At 66.0% G+C, this 20,516-nt stretch carries 14 protein-coding genes; 8 read left to right on the top strand and 6 right to left on the bottom strand.

Annotation, left to right across the window (positions count from 1 at the left end; all coding sequences use genetic code 11):
- Positions 1-8: 8 nt before the first annotated feature.
- Positions 9-2,609: a heavy metal translocating P-type ATPase gene (locus BMY06_RS00155; RefSeq protein ID WP_074980973.1), complete on the bottom strand. Its 2,601-nt coding sequence runs from the start codon at positions 2,607-2,609 to the stop codon at positions 9-11.
- A 287-nt stretch (positions 2,610-2,896) separates the two neighbouring features.
- On the opposite strand from BMY06_RS00155, the gene BMY06_RS00150 reads away from it, so the two are divergent.
- Both BMY06_RS00150 and BMY06_RS00145 read left to right on the top strand, forming a co-directional pair.
- Positions 2,897-4,330: a DUF1254 domain-containing protein gene (locus BMY06_RS00150; protein ID WP_065065328.1), complete on the top strand. Its 1,434-nt coding sequence runs from the start codon at positions 2,897-2,899 to the stop codon at positions 4,328-4,330.
- A 334-nt stretch (positions 4,331-4,664) separates the two neighbouring features.
- Positions 4,665-8,504 carry a DUF748 domain-containing protein gene (locus BMY06_RS00145; RefSeq protein ID WP_074980969.1) on the top strand — a complete coding sequence of 1,280 codons (3,840 nt, stop codon included), beginning with the start codon at positions 4,665-4,667 and terminating at the stop codon, positions 8,502-8,504.
- A gap of 118 nt (positions 8,505-8,622) precedes the next feature.
- Here the strand turns inward: BMY06_RS00145 and ubiT are convergent, their stop codons facing one another.
- The 4 genes from ubiT to pdxR form a co-directional block, all read right to left on the bottom strand.
- Positions 8,623-9,084, bottom strand: a complete 462-nt coding sequence (gene ubiT / locus BMY06_RS00140) for a ubiquinone anaerobic biosynthesis accessory factor UbiT (RefSeq protein ID WP_065065330.1) — start codon at positions 9,082-9,084, stop codon at positions 8,623-8,625.
- A gap of 25 nt (positions 9,085-9,109) precedes the next feature.
- Entirely contained in the window at positions 9,110-9,997 is an 888-nt protein-coding gene (ubiV, locus tag BMY06_RS00135) for a ubiquinone anaerobic biosynthesis protein UbiV (RefSeq protein WP_074980968.1), read from the bottom strand.
- Between the two features lie 34 nt (positions 9,998-10,031).
- Positions 10,032-11,066, bottom strand: a complete 1,035-nt coding sequence (ubiU, locus tag BMY06_RS00130) for a ubiquinone anaerobic biosynthesis protein UbiU (RefSeq protein WP_110325667.1) — start codon at positions 11,064-11,066, stop codon at positions 10,032-10,034.
- Between the two features lie 232 nt (positions 11,067-11,298).
- Positions 11,299-12,837, bottom strand: a complete 1,539-nt coding sequence (gene pdxR, locus BMY06_RS00125) for a MocR-like pyridoxine biosynthesis transcription factor PdxR (protein WP_110325665.1) — start codon at positions 12,835-12,837, stop codon at positions 11,299-11,301.
- Between the two features lie 177 nt (positions 12,838-13,014).
- Here pdxR and BMY06_RS00120 point away from each other — a divergent pair, with 177 nt between their 5' ends.
- The 4 genes from BMY06_RS00120 to BMY06_RS00105 all read left to right on the top strand — a co-directional run bounded on the left by BMY06_RS00120 (position 13,015) and on the right by BMY06_RS00105 (position 17,475).
- Complete coding sequence (locus BMY06_RS00120; protein WP_065065334.1) at positions 13,015-14,118, top strand: ABC transporter ATP-binding protein; 1,104 nt, start codon at positions 13,015-13,017, stop codon at positions 14,116-14,118.
- Between the two features lie 87 nt (positions 14,119-14,205).
- A complete protein-coding gene (locus BMY06_RS00115) occupies positions 14,206-15,231 on the top strand; it encodes an ABC transporter substrate-binding protein (protein WP_231957773.1) in 1,026 nt (341 codons plus the stop codon).
- Between the two features lie 113 nt (positions 15,232-15,344).
- Positions 15,345-16,622: an ABC transporter permease gene (locus BMY06_RS00110; RefSeq protein WP_065065336.1), complete on the top strand. Its 1,278-nt coding sequence runs from the start codon at positions 15,345-15,347 to the stop codon at positions 16,620-16,622.
- A 13-nt stretch (positions 16,623-16,635) separates the two neighbouring features.
- Positions 16,636-17,475 carry an ABC transporter permease gene (locus BMY06_RS00105; RefSeq protein WP_065065337.1) on the top strand — a complete coding sequence of 280 codons (840 nt, stop codon included), beginning with the start codon at positions 16,636-16,638 and terminating at the stop codon, positions 17,473-17,475.
- Between the two features lie 65 nt (positions 17,476-17,540).
- On the opposite strand, the gene BMY06_RS00100 is transcribed toward BMY06_RS00105, so the two are convergent.
- A complete protein-coding gene (locus tag BMY06_RS00100) occupies positions 17,541-19,016 on the bottom strand; it encodes an amidase (protein ID WP_074980965.1) in 1,476 nt (491 codons plus the stop codon).
- Between the two features lie 393 nt (positions 19,017-19,409).
- On the opposite strand from BMY06_RS00100, the gene BMY06_RS00095 reads away from it, so the two are divergent.
- Together BMY06_RS00095 and BMY06_RS00090 are read left to right on the top strand one after the other, a co-directional pair.
- Entirely contained in the window at positions 19,410-20,141 is a 732-nt protein-coding gene (locus BMY06_RS00095) for an AzlC family ABC transporter permease (RefSeq protein ID WP_065065339.1), read from the top strand.
- A complete protein-coding gene (locus BMY06_RS00090) occupies positions 20,134-20,433 on the top strand; it encodes an AzlD family protein (protein ID WP_065065340.1) in 300 nt (99 codons plus the stop codon). The genes BMY06_RS00095 and BMY06_RS00090 overlap by 8 nt, the downstream gene beginning before the upstream one ends.
- The last annotated feature ends 83 nt before the right edge of the window (positions 20,434-20,516 follow it).

Genomic DNA, 20,516 nt, shown 5'->3' with positions numbered 1-20,516 from the left:
CGGGCGCTTTAGCGTTTGTCGCGCCAGGTGCGCAGCAGCAGCGCATTGGTCACGACGCTCACGCTGGAGAACGCCATCGCCGCGCCTGCGAGCATCGGATTGAGCAGCCCGAAAGCGGCGAGCGGAATCCCGATCAGGTTGTAGACGAAGGCCCAGAACAGGTTCTGCTGGATCTTGCGCCACGTGCGCCGCGAGATGTCGATCGCCGCGGCGACGAGCGCCGGGTCGCCGCGCATCAGCGTGATGCCGGCGGCGTTCATCGCCACGTCGGTGCCGGTGGCCATGGCGATGCCGATGTCGGCGGCGGCCAGCGCGGGCGCATCGTTGATGCCGTCGCCGACCATCGCGACGATCGCGCCGCTGCGAATCTTGAGGTCGCGGATCGTGCGCGCCTTGTCGTCGGGCAGGACCTGCGCGTGGACTTCGTCGATGCCCAGTTCGGCGGCCACGGCATGAGCGCTGCCCGCGTTGTCGCCGGTCACGAGCACGCTGCGGATGCCCATCGACTTCAGACGCGCGATGGCGTCGCGCGCGGTCGGCTTCACGGTGTCGCCGAATGCGAGCAGGGCGAGCACGGTGTCGGGTTTTGCGTTGGTTTTCGCGTTTGGCTCTGCGCCGGACTGCGTCCCGATCAACCACGAAATCGTGTTGCCTTCGGCTTCCAGCGCCGTGGCGCGCGCCGCGAGCGCGGACGGCACGTCGAGCGCGAGTTCCGCGACCCAGCGCGCGCTGCCGATGGCGAGCTGCCAGCCTTCGACCTGCGCCTGCACGCCGCGTCCGGGCACCGCGCGCGCGTCGGCGGCGGCGGGCAGCGGCGCGCCCTGCGAGGCGTCGTCGTAGGCCTTCACCACGGCCTTCGCAAGCGGATGATCGCTGTGCTGCTGCACGGCGGCGGCGAGCGCGAGCGTCTTGTTGCGCACGAAGCCGCCGGCGGGCTCGAACGCCGTCAGCGAGGGCTGACCGAGCGTGAGCGTGCCGGTCTTGTCGAAGGCGACCACGCCGACGTTGTGCGCCGTTTCGAGCGCTTCAGCGTCCTTGATCAGCACGCCGTGACGCGCGGCCACGCCGGTGCCCGCCATGATCGCGGCGGGCGTGGCGAGCCCGAGCGCGCACGGACAGGCGATCACCAGCACGGCGACCGCGTTGAGAATCGCGGTTTCGGCGGACGCGCCCGCGAGCAGCCAGCCGCCCAGCGTGATCGCGGCGATCACGAGGATCGCGGGCACGAACACGGCGCTTACGCGGTCGACGAGACGCTGGATCGGCGCCTTTTCCGCCTGCGCGCTTTCAACGAGACGGATGATGCGCGCGAGCGTGGTTTCCGCGCCGATTTTCGTCGTGCGCACCGCGATCAGCCCTTCGCCGTTGATCGAACCGGCGGTGACGGGCTCGCCGGGCTCCTTCGGCACCGGCAGGCTTTCGCCGGTGATCAGCGATTCGTCGACATGACTGCGGCCCTCGAGCACGACGCCGTCGGTCGGCAGGCGCTCGCCCGGCCGCACGACCACGATCGCGCCCACGCGCACCTGCGCGAGCGGTACGTCGCGCTCCGCGCCGTTCTCGCGCAGACGCGCGCGTTCGGGGCGCAGCGCGTTGAGGGCGCGGATCGCGTCGGTGGTCTGGCGCTTGGCGCGCGCTTCGAGCCACTTGCCGAAGCGCACCAGCGTGATCACGACCGCCGAGGCTTCGAAATAGAGATGCGCGGTGTCGCCCGGATGCGCGAGCATCGCGTAGACGCTGACGCCCCACGCGGCCGAAGTGCCGAGCGCGACCAGCAGATCCATGTTGCCCGCGCCCGCGCGCACGGCCTTCCAGGCGGCGCGATAGAAGCGCGCGCCAAAGCCGAACTGGACGATCGACGCGAGCACGAGCTGGGCGGCGGCGGGCAGCATCCAGTGCAGGCCGAGCCAGTGGCCGAACATCGGCACGACGAGCGGGGCGGTGAGCACGGCGGCGATCAGCACGGCGCGCAGTTCGCGGCGCGCGGCGTCTTCGGCGGCCGCGGCGCGTGACGGCGCGCCGCCGTGGGCGGCCGAATCCGTGGCGGCGTGAGCCGCGGACCCGGCGGGCGCGTCCTTGACGATCGGCGTGGCCTCGTAGCCGGCCTTTTTCACGACGGCGACGAGTTGATCGCTCATCTGGCCCGAAAGCGGCCCGTTCAGCGTGACGGCGGCTTCCTCGGTCGCCAGATTCACGCTGACGCTCGCCACGCCCGGCACTTTCGCCAACACTTTCTCGACGCGGTTCGAACAGGCGGCGCAGGTCATGCCGCCGATGGCGAAATGCGCGATTGCCGGGGAATCGGCGCCGTTATCGGCCGATGCGAGATTTTCGTCGACAATAGGCGCGGCTTCGTAGCCGGCTTTTTCGACGGCGGCCACGAGGCGATCGACGAAGGCCGAGGCGGCAACCTGAGCGCCTTCGGCGTCGGCATTGGCTTCGACGGTGGCTTTTTCCGTCGCGAGATTCACCGACGCGCGTGTGACGCCCGGCACTTTCGCGAGCGCTTTTTCCACGCGCATCGCGCACGAGGCGCAGGTCATGCCGTGAATTTCAAGCTCGGCGACGCGGCTGGCGGCGGCGCTGTCGGCAACGAGAGGTTCGTTCATGATGTTGGGGCGCGAACGTGAACGCGCGCAATGACGATTCGACTTCACGCAGTATCTACGTTCCCATGATGGGAAGGTCAAGGGCTCTCTCGATCCCCCTCACGCCGGGTAAAGCAGATTTACTTCCGTCAGACTTTTCACGGCAAGGCGCGGGCGATACGATACCACCCGGCGGCATTGGCACCTTGCTGCGCGCACGAGACCACGGCCCTGGGGGGGCCGCGCGCCGCGTCGGAAGCCGGTCGACGTCACTTCATGGACCGCCCCTGCTTCGCACCTATATAGAAATGAAAAGAAAACGCCGAGAGTTTCCCTTTTTCCGCACCTGCGCCGCGCTGGCGGGGATTGCGCTGATTGCCGGTTGCGCGTCCGCGCCCGCGGGCGTCGCGCCCAGGAGCAATGGCTGGGTCAAGGACGAGGTGTCGGATTCCTACGTGTTCGGCTATCCGCTCGTGCTGATGGACGTCTCGCGTGAAGCCGCCACCGGCAGCGCGCCCGGCCAGGCCGAGACGAACACGCTGCGCCACGCGCAATCGCTGCCGCCCGTCGGCGCCTCCAGCCCGCCCGAGCCGAATCTCGACACGCTGGCCTCGTCCGGCTGGTTCGACGTGAGCCGCGAGCCGGTCATCGTCGCGCTGCCCGACACCCACGGCCGCTATATGGACGCCCGCGCGCTCGACATGTGGACCAATGTGGTCTGGTCGACGGCCGCGCCGCCGAAGGAACGCGTTGCCGGTCAGAAGGCGCAAACGATTGCGTTCGTGCCGGCCGGCTGGCAAGGCACGCTGCCCGCGCGCGTGAAGCGCATCGAAGTGAGCACGCGCTACGTCTGGTTCCTCGCGCGCATCCAGACGCGCGGCGGCGGCGATATCGCGGCGGTGCGCCGCCTGCAACGCGGCATCCGCGTCGCGCCGCTGTCGGCCTGGGACGAACACGGCAAGCGCGGCGCGCAAGCCGATGCGTCCTCGGGCGCGGGCCTGAGCGGCGACCCCGTCGCCACGGGCGCGCCGGGCGCGCAGGTCGCGGCGCTCGACGCCAACGGCTTCTTCACGCGTCTCGCGCAGGCGATCGACGACAACCCGTCGATGCCCGACGATCCGCACGCGATCAAGATTCTCGGTGACATCGGCGTGCACGCGGGCGAGACGGCGCAACTGCCGTCCGGTTCGAAGGACGCCGCGCTCGTCGCGGCCGGTTTCGAGGACGGCCGCGCGCGCGTCGCCACGCCGCCCGCGAATCTGCTGGCGGGCAACGGCTGGCTCTGGATCGGCGACGACGCGGGCAACTACGGCCCCGACTACGCATTGCGCGCCTACGCGGCCTACACCTCGCCGGGTCTGCCGACGAGTCTCGACGAAGTGCGGGCGCGCGTCGCCCAGGACAGCGACGGCCACACGCTCAACGGCGCGAACCGCTACGTGATCCACTTCACCGCGAAGCAACTGCCGCCGGTGCGCGGCTTCTGGTCGATCACGGCCTACACGACCGACGGCGCGCTCGACAGCGACGGCCCGGTGCGCGTCGCGTTCGGCGACCGCAACGGTGCGCGCCGCAACCGCGACGGCTCGCTCGACGTGCACGTGAGCGCCGAGCGTCCGCGCGGCGGCGCCAACTGGGTGCCGGTGCCGAAGGGCGATTTCCGCCTCGTGCTGCGTCTGTACGCACCGAAACCGCAAGCCACCGACGGCTCGTGGCAACCGCCCGCGGTCGAGCGTCAGTGACATCGACGCGTCGATGAAACGCGCATAGAGCGGCGGCGCCATCCTCCCCGGATGTGCGCCGCTGTTTTTTTGTCGGAGCGGATGCCGTGCGCCTGACGGACATGCGCCGCCACCGCGCGCGCCGACGCCAGCAAACCGCTCACCACGCGGGTCGCCGCGCGCGCGGATGTGCCGCCGCGTCATCGCGCGCCGGCTGCGAAGCCCATGACGCCGGGCGTTTTACTGCCGCGCAAAACGGCATCGGGCCTATACTTCCGGCTGTCGGACTTTTCCGACAAAACGCCCCAGTCTTTCACTCTGCGACAACGTACTGTCGCGTCATTGGCCAGCAAGCATGGCAAGCATCAACAAAGCATCGCTGACGACTTCCCTGCAATCGGTACGCGCCGTCGCGCGCGCGCCCCGCACACGACGCATCCTCACGGGCGTCCTGATCTTCCTCGTGGTGTTCGGCCTGCTCGGTTTCTTCGCCGCGCCGCCGCTGATCCGCCACATCGCCGAACAGCAGTTGAGCAAGCAGCTCGACCGCCCCGTCACGATCGGCCGCATCGGGCTCAATCCGTACACGCTGCGGCTCGAAGCCGATCGCGTGCATATCGGCGAGCGCGGCGGTCAGGGCGACTTCTTCGACGTCGAACGACTCGTGGTGAAGCCGTCGTGGTCGTCGCTGTTCCGCCTCGCGCCGATCGTCGACGAAGTGCGGCTCGACTCGCCGCGCGCGACCATCGTGCGGCTCGACGCGCAGCGCTTCAACTTCTCCGATTTGATCGACAAGTTCTCGAAGCCGTCCGACAAGCCGAGCAGCAAGCCCGCCGAGTTCTCCGTCTCGAATATCCGCGTGGAGAACGGCCAGATCACGTTCGACGACCGCCTGCTCAACGAGAAGCGCGTGATCGACCGCTGGACGCTGGGCATTCCGTTCATCGCCACGCTGCCTTCCAAGACCGATATCTTCGTGCAGCCGATGCTGCGCGCGCGCATCGACGGCGCGAGCACGCTCGCCATTGACGGCAAGACCAAGCCGTTCGCCGTTTCGCGCGAGTCGGAAGTCGAACTGCATCTCGCCGATCTCGACGTGCCGAAGCTGCTCACGTACGCGCCGTCGAAGCTGCCGGTCACGCTGAAGAGCGGCAAGCTTTCGACCAATCTGAAGCTCGATTTCGTGATGTCGGGCGAAAAGCCCACGCTGCGCGTCTCGGGCACGACGGACCTGAACGACATCGATGCCAGCGACAACGCGGGCGCGCCGCTGCTCAACGCGCGCAGCCTGCACGTGGCGGCGAATTCGCTCGAACCGTTCAGCAACAGCTATCGCTTCGACCAGATCAGGATCGATGCGCCGACGGTCTGGGTCGCGCGCGACAAGGCCGGCGTGCTGAGCTTCGAAAAGCTCGCCAACGCGCCTGCCGCGAAGGCCGAAGCTGCCGCCGCCGCGAGCGGCGCGTCGGCGGGCGTCGCGGCGATGCCGCCGGTTGCGGCGTCGGCGTCGGCGGCGTCCGGCGCACAGGCTACCGCGAGCACTCCGGCCGCGCCCGCCGAAAAAGCGCCGCCGCTCGACCTCTCGATTCGCCAGTTCGCACTCACGGGCGGCACGGTGCATGTGCACGACGAGGCCGCCGCGCGGCCCGTGCAACTGGACCTGAACAACCTCACGGCGACGCTTGCCAACTTCTCGTCGACGGCGAAGCAGCCCGCCGCCTACACGCTCGCGTTCGCCGCGCCCGAAGGCGGCACGGCGCAGGTCTCGGGCAACTTCGGCATGGCCGCGCAAAGCGCCGACGCGAAGATCGCGCTCAACGCGCTCGCGCTGCCGGCGCTGCAGCCTTATATCGACAACGTCACGGCCGCGCAGATCGTCGACGGCAAGCTGAGCCTCGATGCGCTCGTCAACGCGAACTGGGCGAAGCAGCCCGCCGCCGTGACGGTCGGCGCGAGCACGCTGACGCTCGACGCCCTGAAGGTCGCCGCGCGCGGCGCGAAGGCGCCCGCGCTCGCGCTCGCGAAGGGCACCGTGCAGCTGACCCAGGTCGATCTGGCGGCGCGCACGGCGCAGGTCGCCTCGGTGGACACCACGGGTCTGGCCGTCAACGCCGAGCGCCTGAAGAACGGCAAGATCGATCTGATGGAGCTGGCGGCCACGCATGAAGCCGCGCCGCAGCGCACGGCGATTCACGCGGCGCAGAAGTCGGTGCAGGAAGGCCCGACGTGGCGCTTCAAGATCGACGCGGTGAGCGTGAACGACGGCTCGGTCAACTTCACCGACAGCACCACGCCGCGCCCCGTGAAGCTCTCGATCGCGCCGCTCGACCTCAAGGTCCAGCAGATCAGCGACGACATGAAACACGCGCTGCCGATCGAGTTGAAGGCGACCGTCAACAAGAAGGGCACGCTCGCGCTCGACGGCAACGTGAATCCCACGCCGCTGAAAGCGCAGTTGAAGATCGACGCGAACCGGCTCGATGCCGCCGCGTTCGAGCCGTATTTCGGCAACCAGCTGAACGCGGTGATCGCGAGCGCGCTGCTCAACATGAAGGGGCAGTTGTCGGTCGAGCAGGGCAAGGCGATGCGGGCGAACTATCGCGGCGACGCGGCGCTCGTGGACGTGCGCATGCTCGACAAGGCGACCTCGGACCCGTTCGCGGGCTGGCGCTCGCTCGCGCTCACGAACCTCAAGGCGAATTACGACGAGGCGCGCGGCACCGACGTCGACGCGAGCCGCGTGACCTTCGCGGGCTTCTACGGGCGCGTCCTGCTCGACTCGCAGGGCAAGCTGAACCTCAAGGACGTGGTGGCGCACGAGAGCGGTCAGGCGCAGTCGCTCACGCGCGACACCGGCGCCGCGCAGCGCGGCGGCCGCGAGCCGGTGCCGCTCACGCCGCAGGCCGCAAGCGAACCCGCAGCCGCGCCGGTGCAGACGGCTTCGGCGCCTGCCGCCGCGTCGGGCGCGGGCGCGACCGTGACGGCCGCGCAGCCGCCGAAGAATCCGGTGCGCCTGCACTTCGGCCAGCTCGTGCTGCAAAACGGCCGCGTGAACTACACCGACAACTTCATCAAGCCGAACTACACCGCCGACCTCGTGCAGATCCAGGGGACCGTGGGCGCGTTCGGCACCGAGTCGACCACGCCCGCGCCCGTCGATGTCTCGGCGAAGCTCGCGGCCAACGGCCCGATCACGATCAAGGGTACGGTGAATCCGCTGATCGCCAAGCCGTCGCTCGATCTCACCGCGAGCGCGCACGACATCGAACTGACCAATCTCACGCCGTACTCCGCGAAGTACGCGGGCTATCCGATCACGAAGGGCAAGCTCAACGTCGACCTGCACTATCAGCTCGCCGACGATCAGCTCACGGCGAACAACCACATCTTCATCGACCAGTTGACGTTCGGCGATCACGTCGACAACGACACGGCGACGAAGCTGCCGGTGCGCCTCGCGATCTCGCTGCTGAAGAACCGTCGCGGCGAAATCGACGTGAACATTCCGGTGTCGGGTTCGCTCTCGAATCCGGAGTTCAGCATTGGCGGGCTGATCTGGAAAGCGGTGCTGAACCTGATCGCAAAGGCCGTGACCGCGCCGTTCTCGCTGCTCGCGAATGCGTTCGGCGGCAGCGGCGAAGAACTCGGTTATGTGGAATTCGCGCCGGGCACGGCGACGCTCACCGACGCCGATACGAAGAAGCTCGACACCATCGCCAAGGCGCTCGACGACAAGCCGTCGATCAAGATCGATCTGATCGGCCGCGTCGATCCGGCCGTGGATACGCCTGCGCTGCGCGAGCAATACGTGGATCGTCTCGTGCGTCAGCAGAAGGTGAAGGACACCGTGGGCAACGGCGAAAGCGTGGACACCTCGGCAGTGAAGGTCGATCCGAAGGAGTACAACAAGTATCTCGAGAAGGCCTATAAGTCGGGCGACTTCAAGAAGCCGCGCAACATGATCGGCCTGACCAAGAGCTTGCCCGAGGACGACATGAAGCAGGCGCTCGCCGAACACGCGCCCGTGGACGACGCGACGCTGCGCGATCTGGCGCAGCGGCGCGCGCAGGCGGTGCAGCAGTATTTCGAGGGCAAGGTGGATCCGAGCCGCGTGTTCGTGGTGGCGCCCAAGCTCGATGCCAAGGGTATCGACGACAAGGGCGCGACGACGCGGGTGGATTTCGGCCTGAAGTAAGCGGCTGACGATGCAAAAAAGGCGCGCCCTTGTGAGGCGCGCTTTTTTATTCCTGTGCGTGCAATGGGCCGGGTTTGCGCCATTGCAGCAATACACCACGTCACTGCATTTCGAACCTTCACGGGCTTCCCGCCACCTTGCCGCGAATGCGTCCCAACACTCGCTCAAATTCGAACCACGGCCATTCGATCGAATCGAGCGAACTCTTGATGCACACGCCCAGTTCCGTATCGCCTTCCATCACGAGACGGCGGCTGAAAAAAAGCGTATCGGCATCTTCTTTACGGCGCATGAGCGCGAAAAAATCGCGCGCAACGGCGCTAATGACGAGATCGGGTTGCCCGGACGAGCGCAACGCATGAAAGGCGTTCGCCCGAAACATGAAATCGAGCACGAGGCCCGCATCTTTCACGTCGATGCGCAGCGCGCGCCCCTCGATCGACGATTTCAGATCGCCGGGAAGATGGGGGCGAAGTGCGAGATTCAGCGCTCTGGCGAACAGTATCGTGCCGGGATACGCGGGTAACAGCGACAGCATGCGCTTGACGGGCGACGGAATGCGATGAAACAGTTCATTCATTTCAGGTCCTCTGCACGGCATCCATTCAGGATCGAACGAATTCGAAGCCGGGTTTCGAATGCCAATAGCCATTGCACGGCGCGGCGGGCATCAAGGGGAGCATGTGCGCCAAGGCATCCGCGGATTCGGACGGCTCGCGAATGACGCGGTGAAAGAGCGACACAAGTTCTTCGGTGTGATGCTGCTGCGGGCTGATGCGCACGATATCGACGCCCATGTTTTTCATCGTGCCGATTTCGTCGATCAGCGTGTAGATATGCGCGGTCTGCGTGGAGATGCCGTTGAGCACGAAAAGCGGCTGCAATTCGCGCGTTTCCAGCAGCATGCCGTCGGCATAGTCTTTGCACACATACTGGCAATTGTCTTTGGGGAAATTGCGGTTGCGTGCGCTGAAACAGCGTGCGGAATACGCCAGCGGCAAACGTCCATAAGCCAGCACCTCGGTTTGCATGCCGGCCGGTCGCGCATGCTGCAACGCGCGCAAATCGAACTGATGCATTTCGTGCGGCGCCACCCAGCGTTTTGCACCTGCCTCCGCGAAGATGTCGAGTGTCGGCGGATTGAAAATATTCAGCGATGCGCCTGCAACGAAGGGCTTTCCTCGCGTACGCTGCACGGCGCCCACGTCGTTGGCCTCGACGCCGTAGCAGCCGTTATCCGCGATGTCCGCAAGCACGCGCATGTCCTTGCCGGATTCCAGCAAGGTTTGCGTGCTCAGTACGACTTCCTTGCCCGCATCGGTTAAGCGTGCGGCAACGTCCATCCAGTCCGAAAACCGCATTTCGTGGCGGCGCGAACACACCACTTCGCCGAGGTAGACAATATCGACCGGCAGGGTCGCCACGCGCTCGTAGAACGCGAGCAATGTCGTGCGCGGCCAATAATATTGAACGGGTCCAAGCGAGATCTTCAAGATTGACGCTCCGTGCGATGCGCGTGGCAATGACTCATTTCCAGGGGCGATGCAGTGCGCCCAAAGTCTGCTGATGTCCTTCGGAAAGCCGCGAAAGATCCGTCTGCCAGTCGGGTTGAACGCGAAAGCGCAGCGGGTCGCGCAAACACTGGTCGATCGCTTCGCGCCAGACACGCGTGACTTGTTCGACATACGCCGAACTGCGTTGCCGTCCTTCTATTTTCACCGCGCGTACGCCCATCTCGATCAGCTTCGGCAGCAGTTCGAGCGTGTTCAGGCTGGTCGGTTCTTCGATCGCGTAATACGCTTCGCCTTCGACCACGAAACGTCCTTTGCACAGCGTCGGATAGCCGCTCTTTTCATTGACGTCGTAGCGGTCGATCAGCAGACCGTTGAGCCGCGATTCGAGTCCCGCCGCCGTCTGCAACCAGCGCACGGCTTTCGCGGGCGAACACACGCCGTTCAGATTCGGCGATTCGCCGGTCACATACGACGACAGCGCACAACGGCCTTCCGCCATCACGCACAGACTGCCGAAACCGAATACCTCGATTTCGACCGGCGTTTCGCCGATCAACTGCTCGACTTGCGACAGCGACAGCACGCGCGGCAAGACCGCGCGCGCAATGCCGAATTGCTCGTGATAGAAGTTGACCGCCTGATGATTGGTCGCCGATCCCTGCACCGATAAATGCAATCGCAACCCCGGGTGATGTCGCGAGGCGTAACGCATGAGACCGGGGTCGGCGAGAATCACGGCATCGACGCCGAGATCCGCGGCGGCATCCACGGCGCTGTGCCAGTTCGCGATCGAGTCCGGTTGCGGATAGGTGTTGAGCGCGAGAAAGACCTTGCGCTTGAGCGCATGCGCGTAGCGAATGCCGGTTTCTATCGCTTCGCGCGTGAAATTCAGCCCGGAAAAGTTGCGTGCGTTTGTCGCATCACGAAAGCCGAGATAGACACAGTCGGCGCCATTGTCGACCGCGATCTTCAGTGCGGGAAGATTGCCGGCGGGGCAGACCAGTTCGATCGGCGACGGGTCCGGTTGAGCGTCTTTGGGGAAATGCATTTTCGACTTCACTCAAGGCAAAAGCAGTCGTGAATTCAGTGCGGTGCGTCACGTCGACACTTGATTTCCAGTGGCAACGAGCGGCGCCGCGTAATCGACGAATGCTTTTATGGAGTTGGGTTGAAAATGAATATAGGCAACTACGGCACGAAGGGAAATTACCGTTTTGATATCGATGAAAAGACAAAACGGTATAGATATACCGCGATTTCTGACCTCACTTCGCTTCGCTTCACGCCGCGCGTTTCCCGAACGCATGTTTCTCGATCACGCGCGCGAGCGTGTCGAACGCTGGCTCGATGTGCTCGTGCGGCACGCATGCGTAACCGGTTAGCAATCCTTTGCGTTGCTGCTTGCCGAGATAATACGAAGCAAGCGGCCGCACGATCACGCCCGCGTCATAGGCCGCCGCCGTCACCACGCGGTCGTCGCAATGATCCGGCAGTCTGAGCACGAAATGCAGACCGGCTTCGTCGCCCATCACGGGCAGCGCGTCGCCGAAATGCCGCGTCACGGCATCGATCAACAATTGCCGACGCTCGCCGTAGAGCGTGCGCATGCGGCGTACGTGCGAAGTCAGATAGCCGTCCATGATGAATTCGGCCAGCACGGCCTGCTGCATCAATTGACCTTCGCGATACAGTTCCGCCACACCGGTGCGAAAGGTCGCCGCGAGTCGTTCCGGCACCACCATATAGCCCACGCGCAAACCCGGAAACAGCAGCTTGCCGAGACTGCCCACATAGATCACGCGATCCGATTCGTCGAGCCCCTGCAGCGACGCAAGTGGCCGGCTGCCGTAGCGAAACTCGCTGTCGTAATCGTCTTCGATGATCCAGACCTTGTGCTGGCGCGCGTATTCGAGCAGCGTGCGGCGGCGCGCGAGGCTCATCACCATGCCGAGCGGATACTGATGCGACGGCGTGACGAGCGCCATGCGCGGCGGATGGCGCAGGTCCGATTCGCGCGGATTCAATCCTTCGGCATCCACAGGAATCGGCGCGAGTTTGATGCCCGAGGCCTGCAGCACGCTGCGCGCGCCCCAGTAGCACGGTTCCTCGACCCACGCGCGGTCGCCGTGGTCGGCGAGCAGCCGCACGGCGAGATCGATCGACTGATGAATGCCCGTGGTGATGATGATCTGGTCGGGCGTGCAGCGCACCGAGCGCGCGACGCGCAAATAGTCCGACAAGGCGCGCCGCAAAGGCCGATAGCCGCCGCCCGGCGCGTAGGTGAGCAGATCGTGGCTCGCCGACTTCCAGAGCCGCGATTGCAGGCGGCTCCAGGTGCGCGCGGGAAACTCGGCCACGTCCGGCACGCCGGGCATGAACGCGCCCCATTGCTTGGCGGAGACGCCCGCTTCGTCGATCAGGCGCTGCCCGCGCACCGACATGTCGCCGCGCGGGCACGCCGCCGGTTCGGCATTCGCGGCATTCGCGGCCGACGCGTCGGCGCCGTCCGGCGTGGCCGCGGTCGCGCGCGGGCCGACCGCGGCGGAATCCGGGCGCGTGTCGGCCACATAGGTGCCGCTGCCGGTGGTCGAGAGCACGTAGCCTTCGGCGCTCAACTGGTCGTAGACGTGCAGCACCGTATTGCGCGCGATGCCGAGATCGCCGGCCAGCGTGCGCGAGCTGGGCAGCTTGGTGCCGGGCGCGAGTTTTCCGGTCAGAATGGCCTGCTGCATCAGGCGCAGGAGCTGCCGGTAGACGGGTTCGACGTCGTTTTTGTCAAGCTGCGCGGCCAGCCAGTCGGACAAGATGACCATGACCAAGTGGTTCCATCAGGAATAATGAAATGGCTCCATTGGATAGAGCCGGGACAGACTATAGTAATCCGCACGTCAGATCTGGTTAATGCAAGCGACAGAATTTATTTAATCGCGCCGGATCGGCGGTTCGCGGCAATACGGGCTCGCGGCAATACGGGAATAGAGACAGGAGACTGGGCGATGAAGCACTCGGACGTGATCGTCAGCTTTCGCGGCGTGCGCAAGACCTACGACGGCGAAACGCTGGTCGTGAAGCAACTCGATCTGGACATCTATCAGGGCGAGTTCCTGACGCTGCTGGGGCCGTCCGGCTCGGGCAAGACCACGTGCCTGATGATGCTCGCCGGCTTCGAGTTTCCCACCGGCGGCGAGATCCGTCTCGAAGGCAAGCTGCTCAACAACGTGCCGCCGCACAAGCGCGACATCGGCATGGTGTTTCAGAACTACGCGCTGTTCCCGCACATGACGGTCGAGCAGAACGTGGCGTATCCGCTGGGCGTGCGCAAGGTGCCCGCCGGCGAGCGCGCCGCGCGCGTGAACGATGCGCTCAAGATGGTGCGCATGGAAAGCTTCGCGAAGCGTTACCCGGCGCAATTGTCGGGCGGTCAGCAGCAGCGTATCGCGCTGGCGCGCGCGCTGGTGTTCCAGCCCAAGCTCGTGCTGATGGACGAACCGCTCGGCGCGCTCGACAAGCAACTGCGAGAACATATGCAGTACGAACTGAAGTCGCTGCACGAGAAGCTTGGCGTCACTTTCGTCTACGTCACGCACGATCAGGGCGAGGCGCTCACGATGTCGGACCGCGTCGCGGTGTTCGACAAAGGCATCGTGCAGCAGCTCGACAGCGTCGACCGCCTGTACGAGTCGCCGTGCAACGAGTTCGTCGCGAACTTCATCGGCGACAGCAATCGCCTGCGCGGCAAGATCGCCTCCGTCGAAGGCGAGTTCTGCGAAATCCATCTGGCCGACGGCACGCGTCTCAAGGGCCGCAACGTTGCGGGCGCGCAGGCGGGCGCCGACGCCATCGCGTGCATCCGTCCCGAGCGCATGAAGCTCGCCGCGAACGGCTTGTCGAATGGCGCGCTGAACGGTGCGAACGCCATCGCGGGCGAGGCCCGCAGTCTGATCTATTACGGCGACCACGTGCGCATGCGCTGCGGTCTGCCCCAGCAGGACGAGTGCTTCGTGAAGGTGCCGCTCGGCACCGCGGCGCTCGCCGGTTTCGCGCCCGGTCAGCCGGTCGCGCTCGAGTTTGCGCCCGAACATCTGCGCGTGTTCGCGTGAAGACGACCGGGCCACGCCTTGCGTGCTGAAGGGCCCGGCAAGACAACCACCAAGGAGAAGGGACTCACCATGAAGAAGATCGGCAACATGCGCGTTGCGGCGGTCGCGGCCACGCTCGCACTCTCGTTCGGCGCGGCGCACGCGGCGGAACTCACGGTCGTGAACTTCGGCGGCGCGAATGGCAACGCGCAGAAGGCGGCCTTCAACGAGCCGTACCAGGCGCAATCGGGTACCAAGATCACCACCGTCGAGTACAACGGCGAGCAGGCCAAGGTCAAGGCGATGGTCGAGGCGAAGCACGTCAACTGGGACGTGGTGGAAGTCGAAACGGGCGACATCGCGCGCGGCTGCGACGAAGGCCTGTACGAAAAGCTCGACTGGTCCAAGCTCGGCAACAAGAGCGACTTCATCAAGGCCGCGCAGCAGCCGTGCGGCGCGGGCTTCTTCGTGTGGTCGACGGCGCTCGCCTATAACGCCGACAAGCTCAAGACCGCGCCCACGAGCTGGGCCGACTTCTGGGACACGAAGAAATTCCCGGGCAAGCGCGGCATGCGCAAGGGCGCGCAGTACAACCTCGAATTCGCACTGATGGCCGACGGCGTCGCGCCGCAGGACGTCTACAAGGTGCTCTCGACGAAGGCGGGTCAGGACCGCGCGTTCAAGAAGCTCGACGAACTGAAGCCGAACATCCAGTGGTGGGAAGCGGGCGCACAGCCGCCGCAGTTCCTCGTGGCCGGCGACGTGGTGATGTCCACGGCCTTCAACGGCCGCATCGACGCCGCGCAGCGCGAAGGCAAGAACCTCAAGGTCGTCTGGAACGGCAGCATCTACGATCTGGACTACTGGGCGATTCCGAAGGGCTCGCCGAACAAGGACGCCGCGCTCAAGTACATCGCCTATACGCTCTCGCCGAAGCCGCAGCAGGAGTACGCGAAGCACATCGCCTACGGTCCGGTGAACCAGAACGCCATCAAGGCGCTCGACGAGAAGACGCTGGAAAACCTGCCGAACTCGCCGGCCAACGGCAAGAACGCGGTGCAGCAGAACCTCACGTTCTGGACCGACCACGGCGACGAACTGGAGCAGCGCTTCGCATCGTGGGCCGCGAAGTAAGCGCCTGAATCAACGCATGAACCGTTGAAGTATCCGTTGCGCGGCGCGCCTCGTTTTTCGCGGGGCGCGCCGCGCGGCAACGGAGGCAGTGCAGGAGACTTGATGTGACAACGATGACGACCGCGACCCAAGTCGCCGACAACGCAGGCGAATCGAGCGCGCGCCTCAAGCGCGAGCTGCGCCTCGCGCAGGCGAAGAAACGCACGATGGCGCTGCTGCTGATCGCGCCGCTGGCGATCTTTCTGGTGCTGATTTTCGTCGTGCCGATCGCGGCGCTGCTCACGCGCGCCGTGCAGAATCCCGAAGTGGCCACCGCGTTGCCGCACACGGTCGCGGCGCTGCACGGCTGGGATCGCAAGAGCGCGCCGCCCGACGCGGCGTATGCCGCGCTCGCGCAGGACCTCACCGCGGTGCAGGACGGCGACGCCATGGGCGCGCTCGCGCGCCGCCTGAACGTGGAAATCGCGGGCTACCGCTCGCTCGTCGCCAAGACCGCGCGCGCCATGCCGCTCGCCGACGACGACGGCAAGCCGCTCACACTCACGCCCGCACAGACGCGCGCCAAAATCGTCGAACTCGACGACCGCTGGAACGACGTCGCGTACTGGCAAGCCATCGCGAAGAACAGCGGCCGCTATTCGCCGTTCTATCTGCTCGCGTCGCTCGATCACAAGCAGGACGCATTCGGCAGCATCGTGGCCGCCGATCCCGAGCAGCAGATCTATCTCGCCGTCTTCGGCCGCACCTTCGTGATCAGCGTGTTCGTCACGTTGTTCGCGCTCGCGCTCGGCTATCCGCTCGCCTACTGGATCTCGACGCTCTCCGAGCGCCGCGCGAATCTCGTGATGATCCTCGTGCTGATTCCGTTCTGGACGTCGATTCTCGTGCGCGTGGCCGCGTGGATCGTGATCCTGCAAAGCGAAGGGCTCGTAAACAAGGCGCTGATCGGCACCGGCATCATTTCGTCGCCGCTCGCGCTGCTGTTCAACCGCGTGGGCGTCTATATCTCGATGACGCACATTCTGCTGCCCTTCATGGTGCTGCCGCTCTACAGCGTGATGAAATCGATTCCGCCGACGTTTCAGCGTGCGGCCGTCTCGCTCGGCAGCCATCCGTTCGCGGCCTTCTGGCGCGTGTACGTGCCGCAGACCTATCCGGGCATCGGCGCGGGCGTGCTGCTCGTCTTCATCCTCTCGATCGGCTACTACATCACGCCCGCGCTGCTCGGCGGTCCGGCCGACCAGATGGTGAGCTACTACGTGGCGTACTTCACGAACGTGTCGATCAACTGGGGCATGGCGTGCTCGCTCGGCGCGCTGCTGCTCGCCGCCACGACCGTGCTGTACTTCGTCTACGTGCGCTTCACGCGCACGAACCTGAGCCTCGGCTAACGGAGGCCACGTCATGAAATTCGCGAAACCGCTGTTTGCGCCGCATACCTCGGGCATCGAACGCATCTGGTACTTCACGTTGCGCGGCCTTGCCGTGCTCACGCTGCTGTATCTGATCCTGCCCGTGCTGGCGATCGTGCCGCTGTCGTTCTCGTCGAGCACGTTTCTCGTCTATCCGATTCCGGGCTGGTCGCTGCGCTGGTACGAAAACCTCGTGATGTCCGACGAGTGGCGCATGGCCGCGAAGAACAGCTTCATCGTCGGGCCGCTCGCGACGGTGGTGGCCACGGTGCTCGGCACGCTCGCGGCCATCGGTCTGAACAAGGCTGATTTCCGCGGCAAGTCGCTGCTGATGGCGATCCTCATTTCGCCGATGATCGTGCCCGTGGTGGTGGTGGGCGTGGGCATGTATCTGTTCTTCGCGCCGCTCGGCCTCGCCAACACGTATATCGGGCTGATTCTCGCGCACGCGTCGCTGGGCGTGCCCTTCGTGGTGACGACGGTGTCGGCGACGCTCGCGGGCTTCAATCACAATCTCGTGCGCGCGAGTCTCTCGCTGGGCGCGAATCCGGTCACGACCTTCTTCCGCATCACGCTGCCCGTGATCGCGCCGGGTGTGATTTCGGGTGCGCTGTTCGCGTTCGCGACGTCGTTCGACGAAGTGGTCGTCACGCTGTTCCTCGCGGGCGCCGATCAAACGACGCTGCCGCGCCAGATGTTCACCGGCATCCGCGAAAACATCAGTCCGACGATTGCCGCGCTCGCGACGATCCTGATCGTGTTTTCGACCTGTCTGCTGCTGGCGCTCGAATGGCTGCGCGGCAGGAATGCGGCGCGTGCGATCAAGGCCTGAAGTCCTTCGGCTCAAATGAAAAAGCGGCGCATCTGCGCCGCTTTTTTCTTGTCCACTCGTTGTGTTTAAACCGCGACGCTCGCGGGCACGCGCCGCTTCACCCAGCGCGTCGCCTCGTCATAGGCGTTCGCCAGTTGCAGCACGGAAAAGTCCGCGCGCGGCTTGCCGATCAGTTGCAGACCCATCGGCAGCCCTTGCGCGTTGAAGCCGGCCGGCACGCTCACCACGGGCAGCCCGGCGAGACTCGCGCCGATCACCACTTCCATCCAGCGGTGATAGGTGTCCATCGCGCGGCCCGCGATCGACTTCGGCCAATGCTCGTTCGCATCGAACGGGAAGATCTGCGCGCTCGGCAGCGCCAGGTAGTCGTACTGCTCGAACAGCGCGAGCAGCGCGTTGTACCACTGGCTGCGCGCGACCGAGGCTTGCCACACGTCCTCGCCCGAGAGCGCGAGGCCGCCTTCGACTTCCCATTGCGCTTCCGGCTTGAGCAGCGCGCGTTTCGCGGGATCGCGCCAGAGCGCGCCGAGCGTGCCCGCCACCGAGAAATGGCGCAGCGTGCGCCAGCATTCCCAGAGCTTCTCCATCGGATAGTCGGGGCGCGCGGCCTCGACCGAGCAGCCGATCGCGCCGAAGTCCCCGAGCGCCGTCTCGCAGAGCGCGAGCACGCCGTCTTCCATCGCCAGATAGCCGCCGTAGTCGCCGAGCCAGCCGATGCGCGTGCCGCCGAACTCGCGCGCGAGCGGCGCCGTGAACTGCGCGGGATCGTCGCCGAGCGAGAGCGGCGCGCGCGCGTCGTAGCCCGCCTGCGTCGCCAGCAGCATGGCGAGGTCGGGCACGCTGCGGCCCATCGGCCCCGCGCTGCCGAGCTGGTTGTAGAAGAGATCGACGGCGGGCGCGGCCGGCACGCGGCCCTGCGAAGGCCGGAAGCCGAACACGTTGTTCCAGCCCGCGGGATTGCGCAGCGAGCCCATCATGTCGCTGCCGTCGGCGACCGGCAGCATGCGCAGCGCGAGCGCCACGGCCGTGCCGCCGCTGCTGCCGCCCGCGCTGCGGCCAGGATCGTACGCGTTGAGCGTGGTGCCGAACACCGTGTTGTAGGTGTGCGAGCCCAGTCCGAACTCCGGCGAGTTGGTCTTGCCGATGAAGATCGCGCCTTGCGCACGCAGCCGCGCGACCATCAGCGCGTCGGTCTTCGGCACTTCGTTGCGGAAGATCGGCGAGCCTTGCGTCGAGGCGAGGCCGGCCGTCGCCGAAAGATCCTTGGGCGCCTGCGGGATGCCGTGCAGCCAGCCGAGATACTCGCCGCGCGCGAGTTGCGCGTCGCGTTCGTCGGCTTCGGCCAGCAGCGCGCCGCGTTCGCGCAGCGACACGATGGCGTTGGCCGGCGTGTTCACGCGCGCGATGTGGTCGAGGAAGGCGTGCATCACTTCGCGGCACGAGACCTTGCGCAGGCGGATCCACTGCGAGAGTTCGAGCGCGTCGGCGGCGACGATGTCGTGGGGCGCGAGCGGGGCGGACGGGGGCAATGCCTGATTCATGCGTGACTCTCGGTGAAGATGGTGACGGATGGGCGGCTGGAGCGGGCTCCGGTTTATTGTCGCCTGGCCTGCGCGCGCGCGAAAGCGAACGGCTGGTTGCCGCGTGAATCAGCGGTTGCCGCCTTGGGTGCGTTGCTTGTGCGTCGTCGATATGCGGCGTTTGCTTTTTGTAAGCGCGATGACGACAATAGCGCCTCTCGCGCGCCGGGGTGCATGTCGGCGGTATTCAGGGCGCATTCGTGCCGACCATGCGCCGGATATGCGCCGGATATGCGCCGCCCCGAGCGCCGTACGGCCACACGCCGACCGCAGGAACGTTCAAGCCCGACGCCCGGTTGGCGCGGTAGGCTTCGTGCTCGTCGCTTGATTGAAGATCTGGTTGAAGGAAAGGTAATGAGCAGTTTGTATTCGCCCTCGATGGCGTCGCGCGGCTCGCAGGTCCGCGCCGAAATGGCCCGAGGGATGCGCGCCGCGCTGCCCGTCATGCTGGGTTTCGTGCCGTTCGCGCTGGTGCTGGGCGCGCAGGCCGCCCAGAAGGGCCTCAGCGTCCTCGAAGTGCCCATGATGACGGGGATGAACTTTGCGGGCGGCTCGGAGTTCACAGCCGTCCGTCTGTGGACCTCGCCGCCGCATATCGCGCTGATCGTCCTGATGTCGTTGCTCGTGAACGCGCGCCATATCCTGATGGGCGCCGCGCTCGCGCCTCGCCTGCGTCACGTGCCGCTGCCGCGCGCGCTGGCCGCGCTGTTCCTGATGTGCGACGAGAGCTGGGCGCTCGCGCTCGCCGACGCCAACGGCCGCAAGCAGGACTCGATCAGCCTCGCTTACTACCTCGGCGCGGCCGTCAACCTGTGGCTCACGTGGGTCGCGTTCACGGCACTTGGCGCCGTGCTCGGCCCGGTGCTCGGCGATGTCGAGCGCTACGGCTTCGACATGGCCTTCACGGCCGTTTTCCTCGTGCTGCTCAAGGGCATGTGGAAGGGCGCGCGGGCGTCGAGCCCGTGGTTCGTGAGCCTCGTGGTGGCGGGCGTCACGTACCGCCTCGTGCCGGGCGCGTGGTATGTTGCGGCGGGCGCGTGCGCCGGTCTGCTCGCGGCGGTTGCCATGGAGAAGCGCGATGCTTGACTGGACCACCGTACTTGTCATCGTGCTGATGGCGGCATCGACCTATGCCACGCGCGTGGTCGGCTTCGTGGTGCTGCGCGATCGCACGCTGAGCCCGCGCATGCAGGCGATCATGCAGAACGTGCCGGGCTGCGTGCTGATCTCGGTGATCGCGCCCGCGTTTGTTTCCAGCCGTCCCGCCGATCTGCTCGGCCTCGCGGTCACGCTCGCCGCCGCCATGCGGCTTTCGCTGCTGCCGACCGTGGTGATCGGCGTAGTGGCGACGGGGCTGTTGCGGCACTTCGTCGGCTGATCGTGAGGGGAGCGTCGTCGCGCTGAGCGCGCGCCGTCCTTGAATCACTCGCCGTTCGAGCAAGATAGTTCGGATGCCAAATG

The sequence above is a fragment of the Paraburkholderia tropica genome, from assembly GCF_900109265.1.
Lineage (GTDB): Bacteria > Pseudomonadota > Gammaproteobacteria > Burkholderiales > Burkholderiaceae > Paraburkholderia > Paraburkholderia tropica.
The sequence above is the reverse complement of the archived record's forward strand: the minus strand, read 5'-3'. Positions and strand labels throughout refer to the sequence as shown.

Bases quoted from the DNA above. Each gene is read 5' to 3' on its own strand.
- BMY06_RS00155 (WP_074980973.1), bottom strand. From the start codon at position 2,609: ATGAACGAACCTCTCGTTGCCGACAGCGCCGCCGCCAGCCGCGTCGCC.
- BMY06_RS00150 (WP_065065328.1), top strand. From the start codon at position 2,897: ATGAAAAGAAAACGCCGAGAGTTTCCCTTTTTCCGCACCTGCGCCGCG.
- BMY06_RS00145 (WP_074980969.1), top strand. From the start codon at position 4,665: ATGGCAAGCATCAACAAAGCATCGCTGACGACTTCCCTGCAATCGGTA.
- ubiT (WP_065065330.1), bottom strand. From the start codon at position 9,084: ATGAATGAACTGTTTCATCGCATTCCGTCGCCCGTCAAGCGCATGCTG.
- ubiU (WP_110325667.1), bottom strand. From the start codon at position 11,066: ATGCATTTCCCCAAAGACGCTCAACCGGACCCGTCGCCGATCGAACTG.
- BMY06_RS00120 (WP_065065334.1), top strand. From the start codon at position 13,015: ATGAAGCACTCGGACGTGATCGTCAGCTTTCGCGGCGTGCGCAAGACC.
- BMY06_RS00115 (WP_231957773.1), top strand. From the start codon at position 14,206: ATGCGCGTTGCGGCGGTCGCGGCCACGCTCGCACTCTCGTTCGGCGCG.
- BMY06_RS00110 (WP_065065336.1), top strand. From the start codon at position 15,345: ATGACGACCGCGACCCAAGTCGCCGACAACGCAGGCGAATCGAGCGCG.
- BMY06_RS00105 (WP_065065337.1), top strand. From the start codon at position 16,636: ATGAAATTCGCGAAACCGCTGTTTGCGCCGCATACCTCGGGCATCGAA.
- BMY06_RS00100 (WP_074980965.1), bottom strand. From the start codon at position 19,016: ATGAATCAGGCATTGCCCCCGTCCGCCCCGCTCGCGCCCCACGACATC.
- BMY06_RS00095 (WP_065065339.1), top strand. From the start codon at position 19,410: ATGAGCAGTTTGTATTCGCCCTCGATGGCGTCGCGCGGCTCGCAGGTC.
- BMY06_RS00090 (WP_065065340.1), top strand. From the start codon at position 20,134: ATGCTTGACTGGACCACCGTACTTGTCATCGTGCTGATGGCGGCATCG.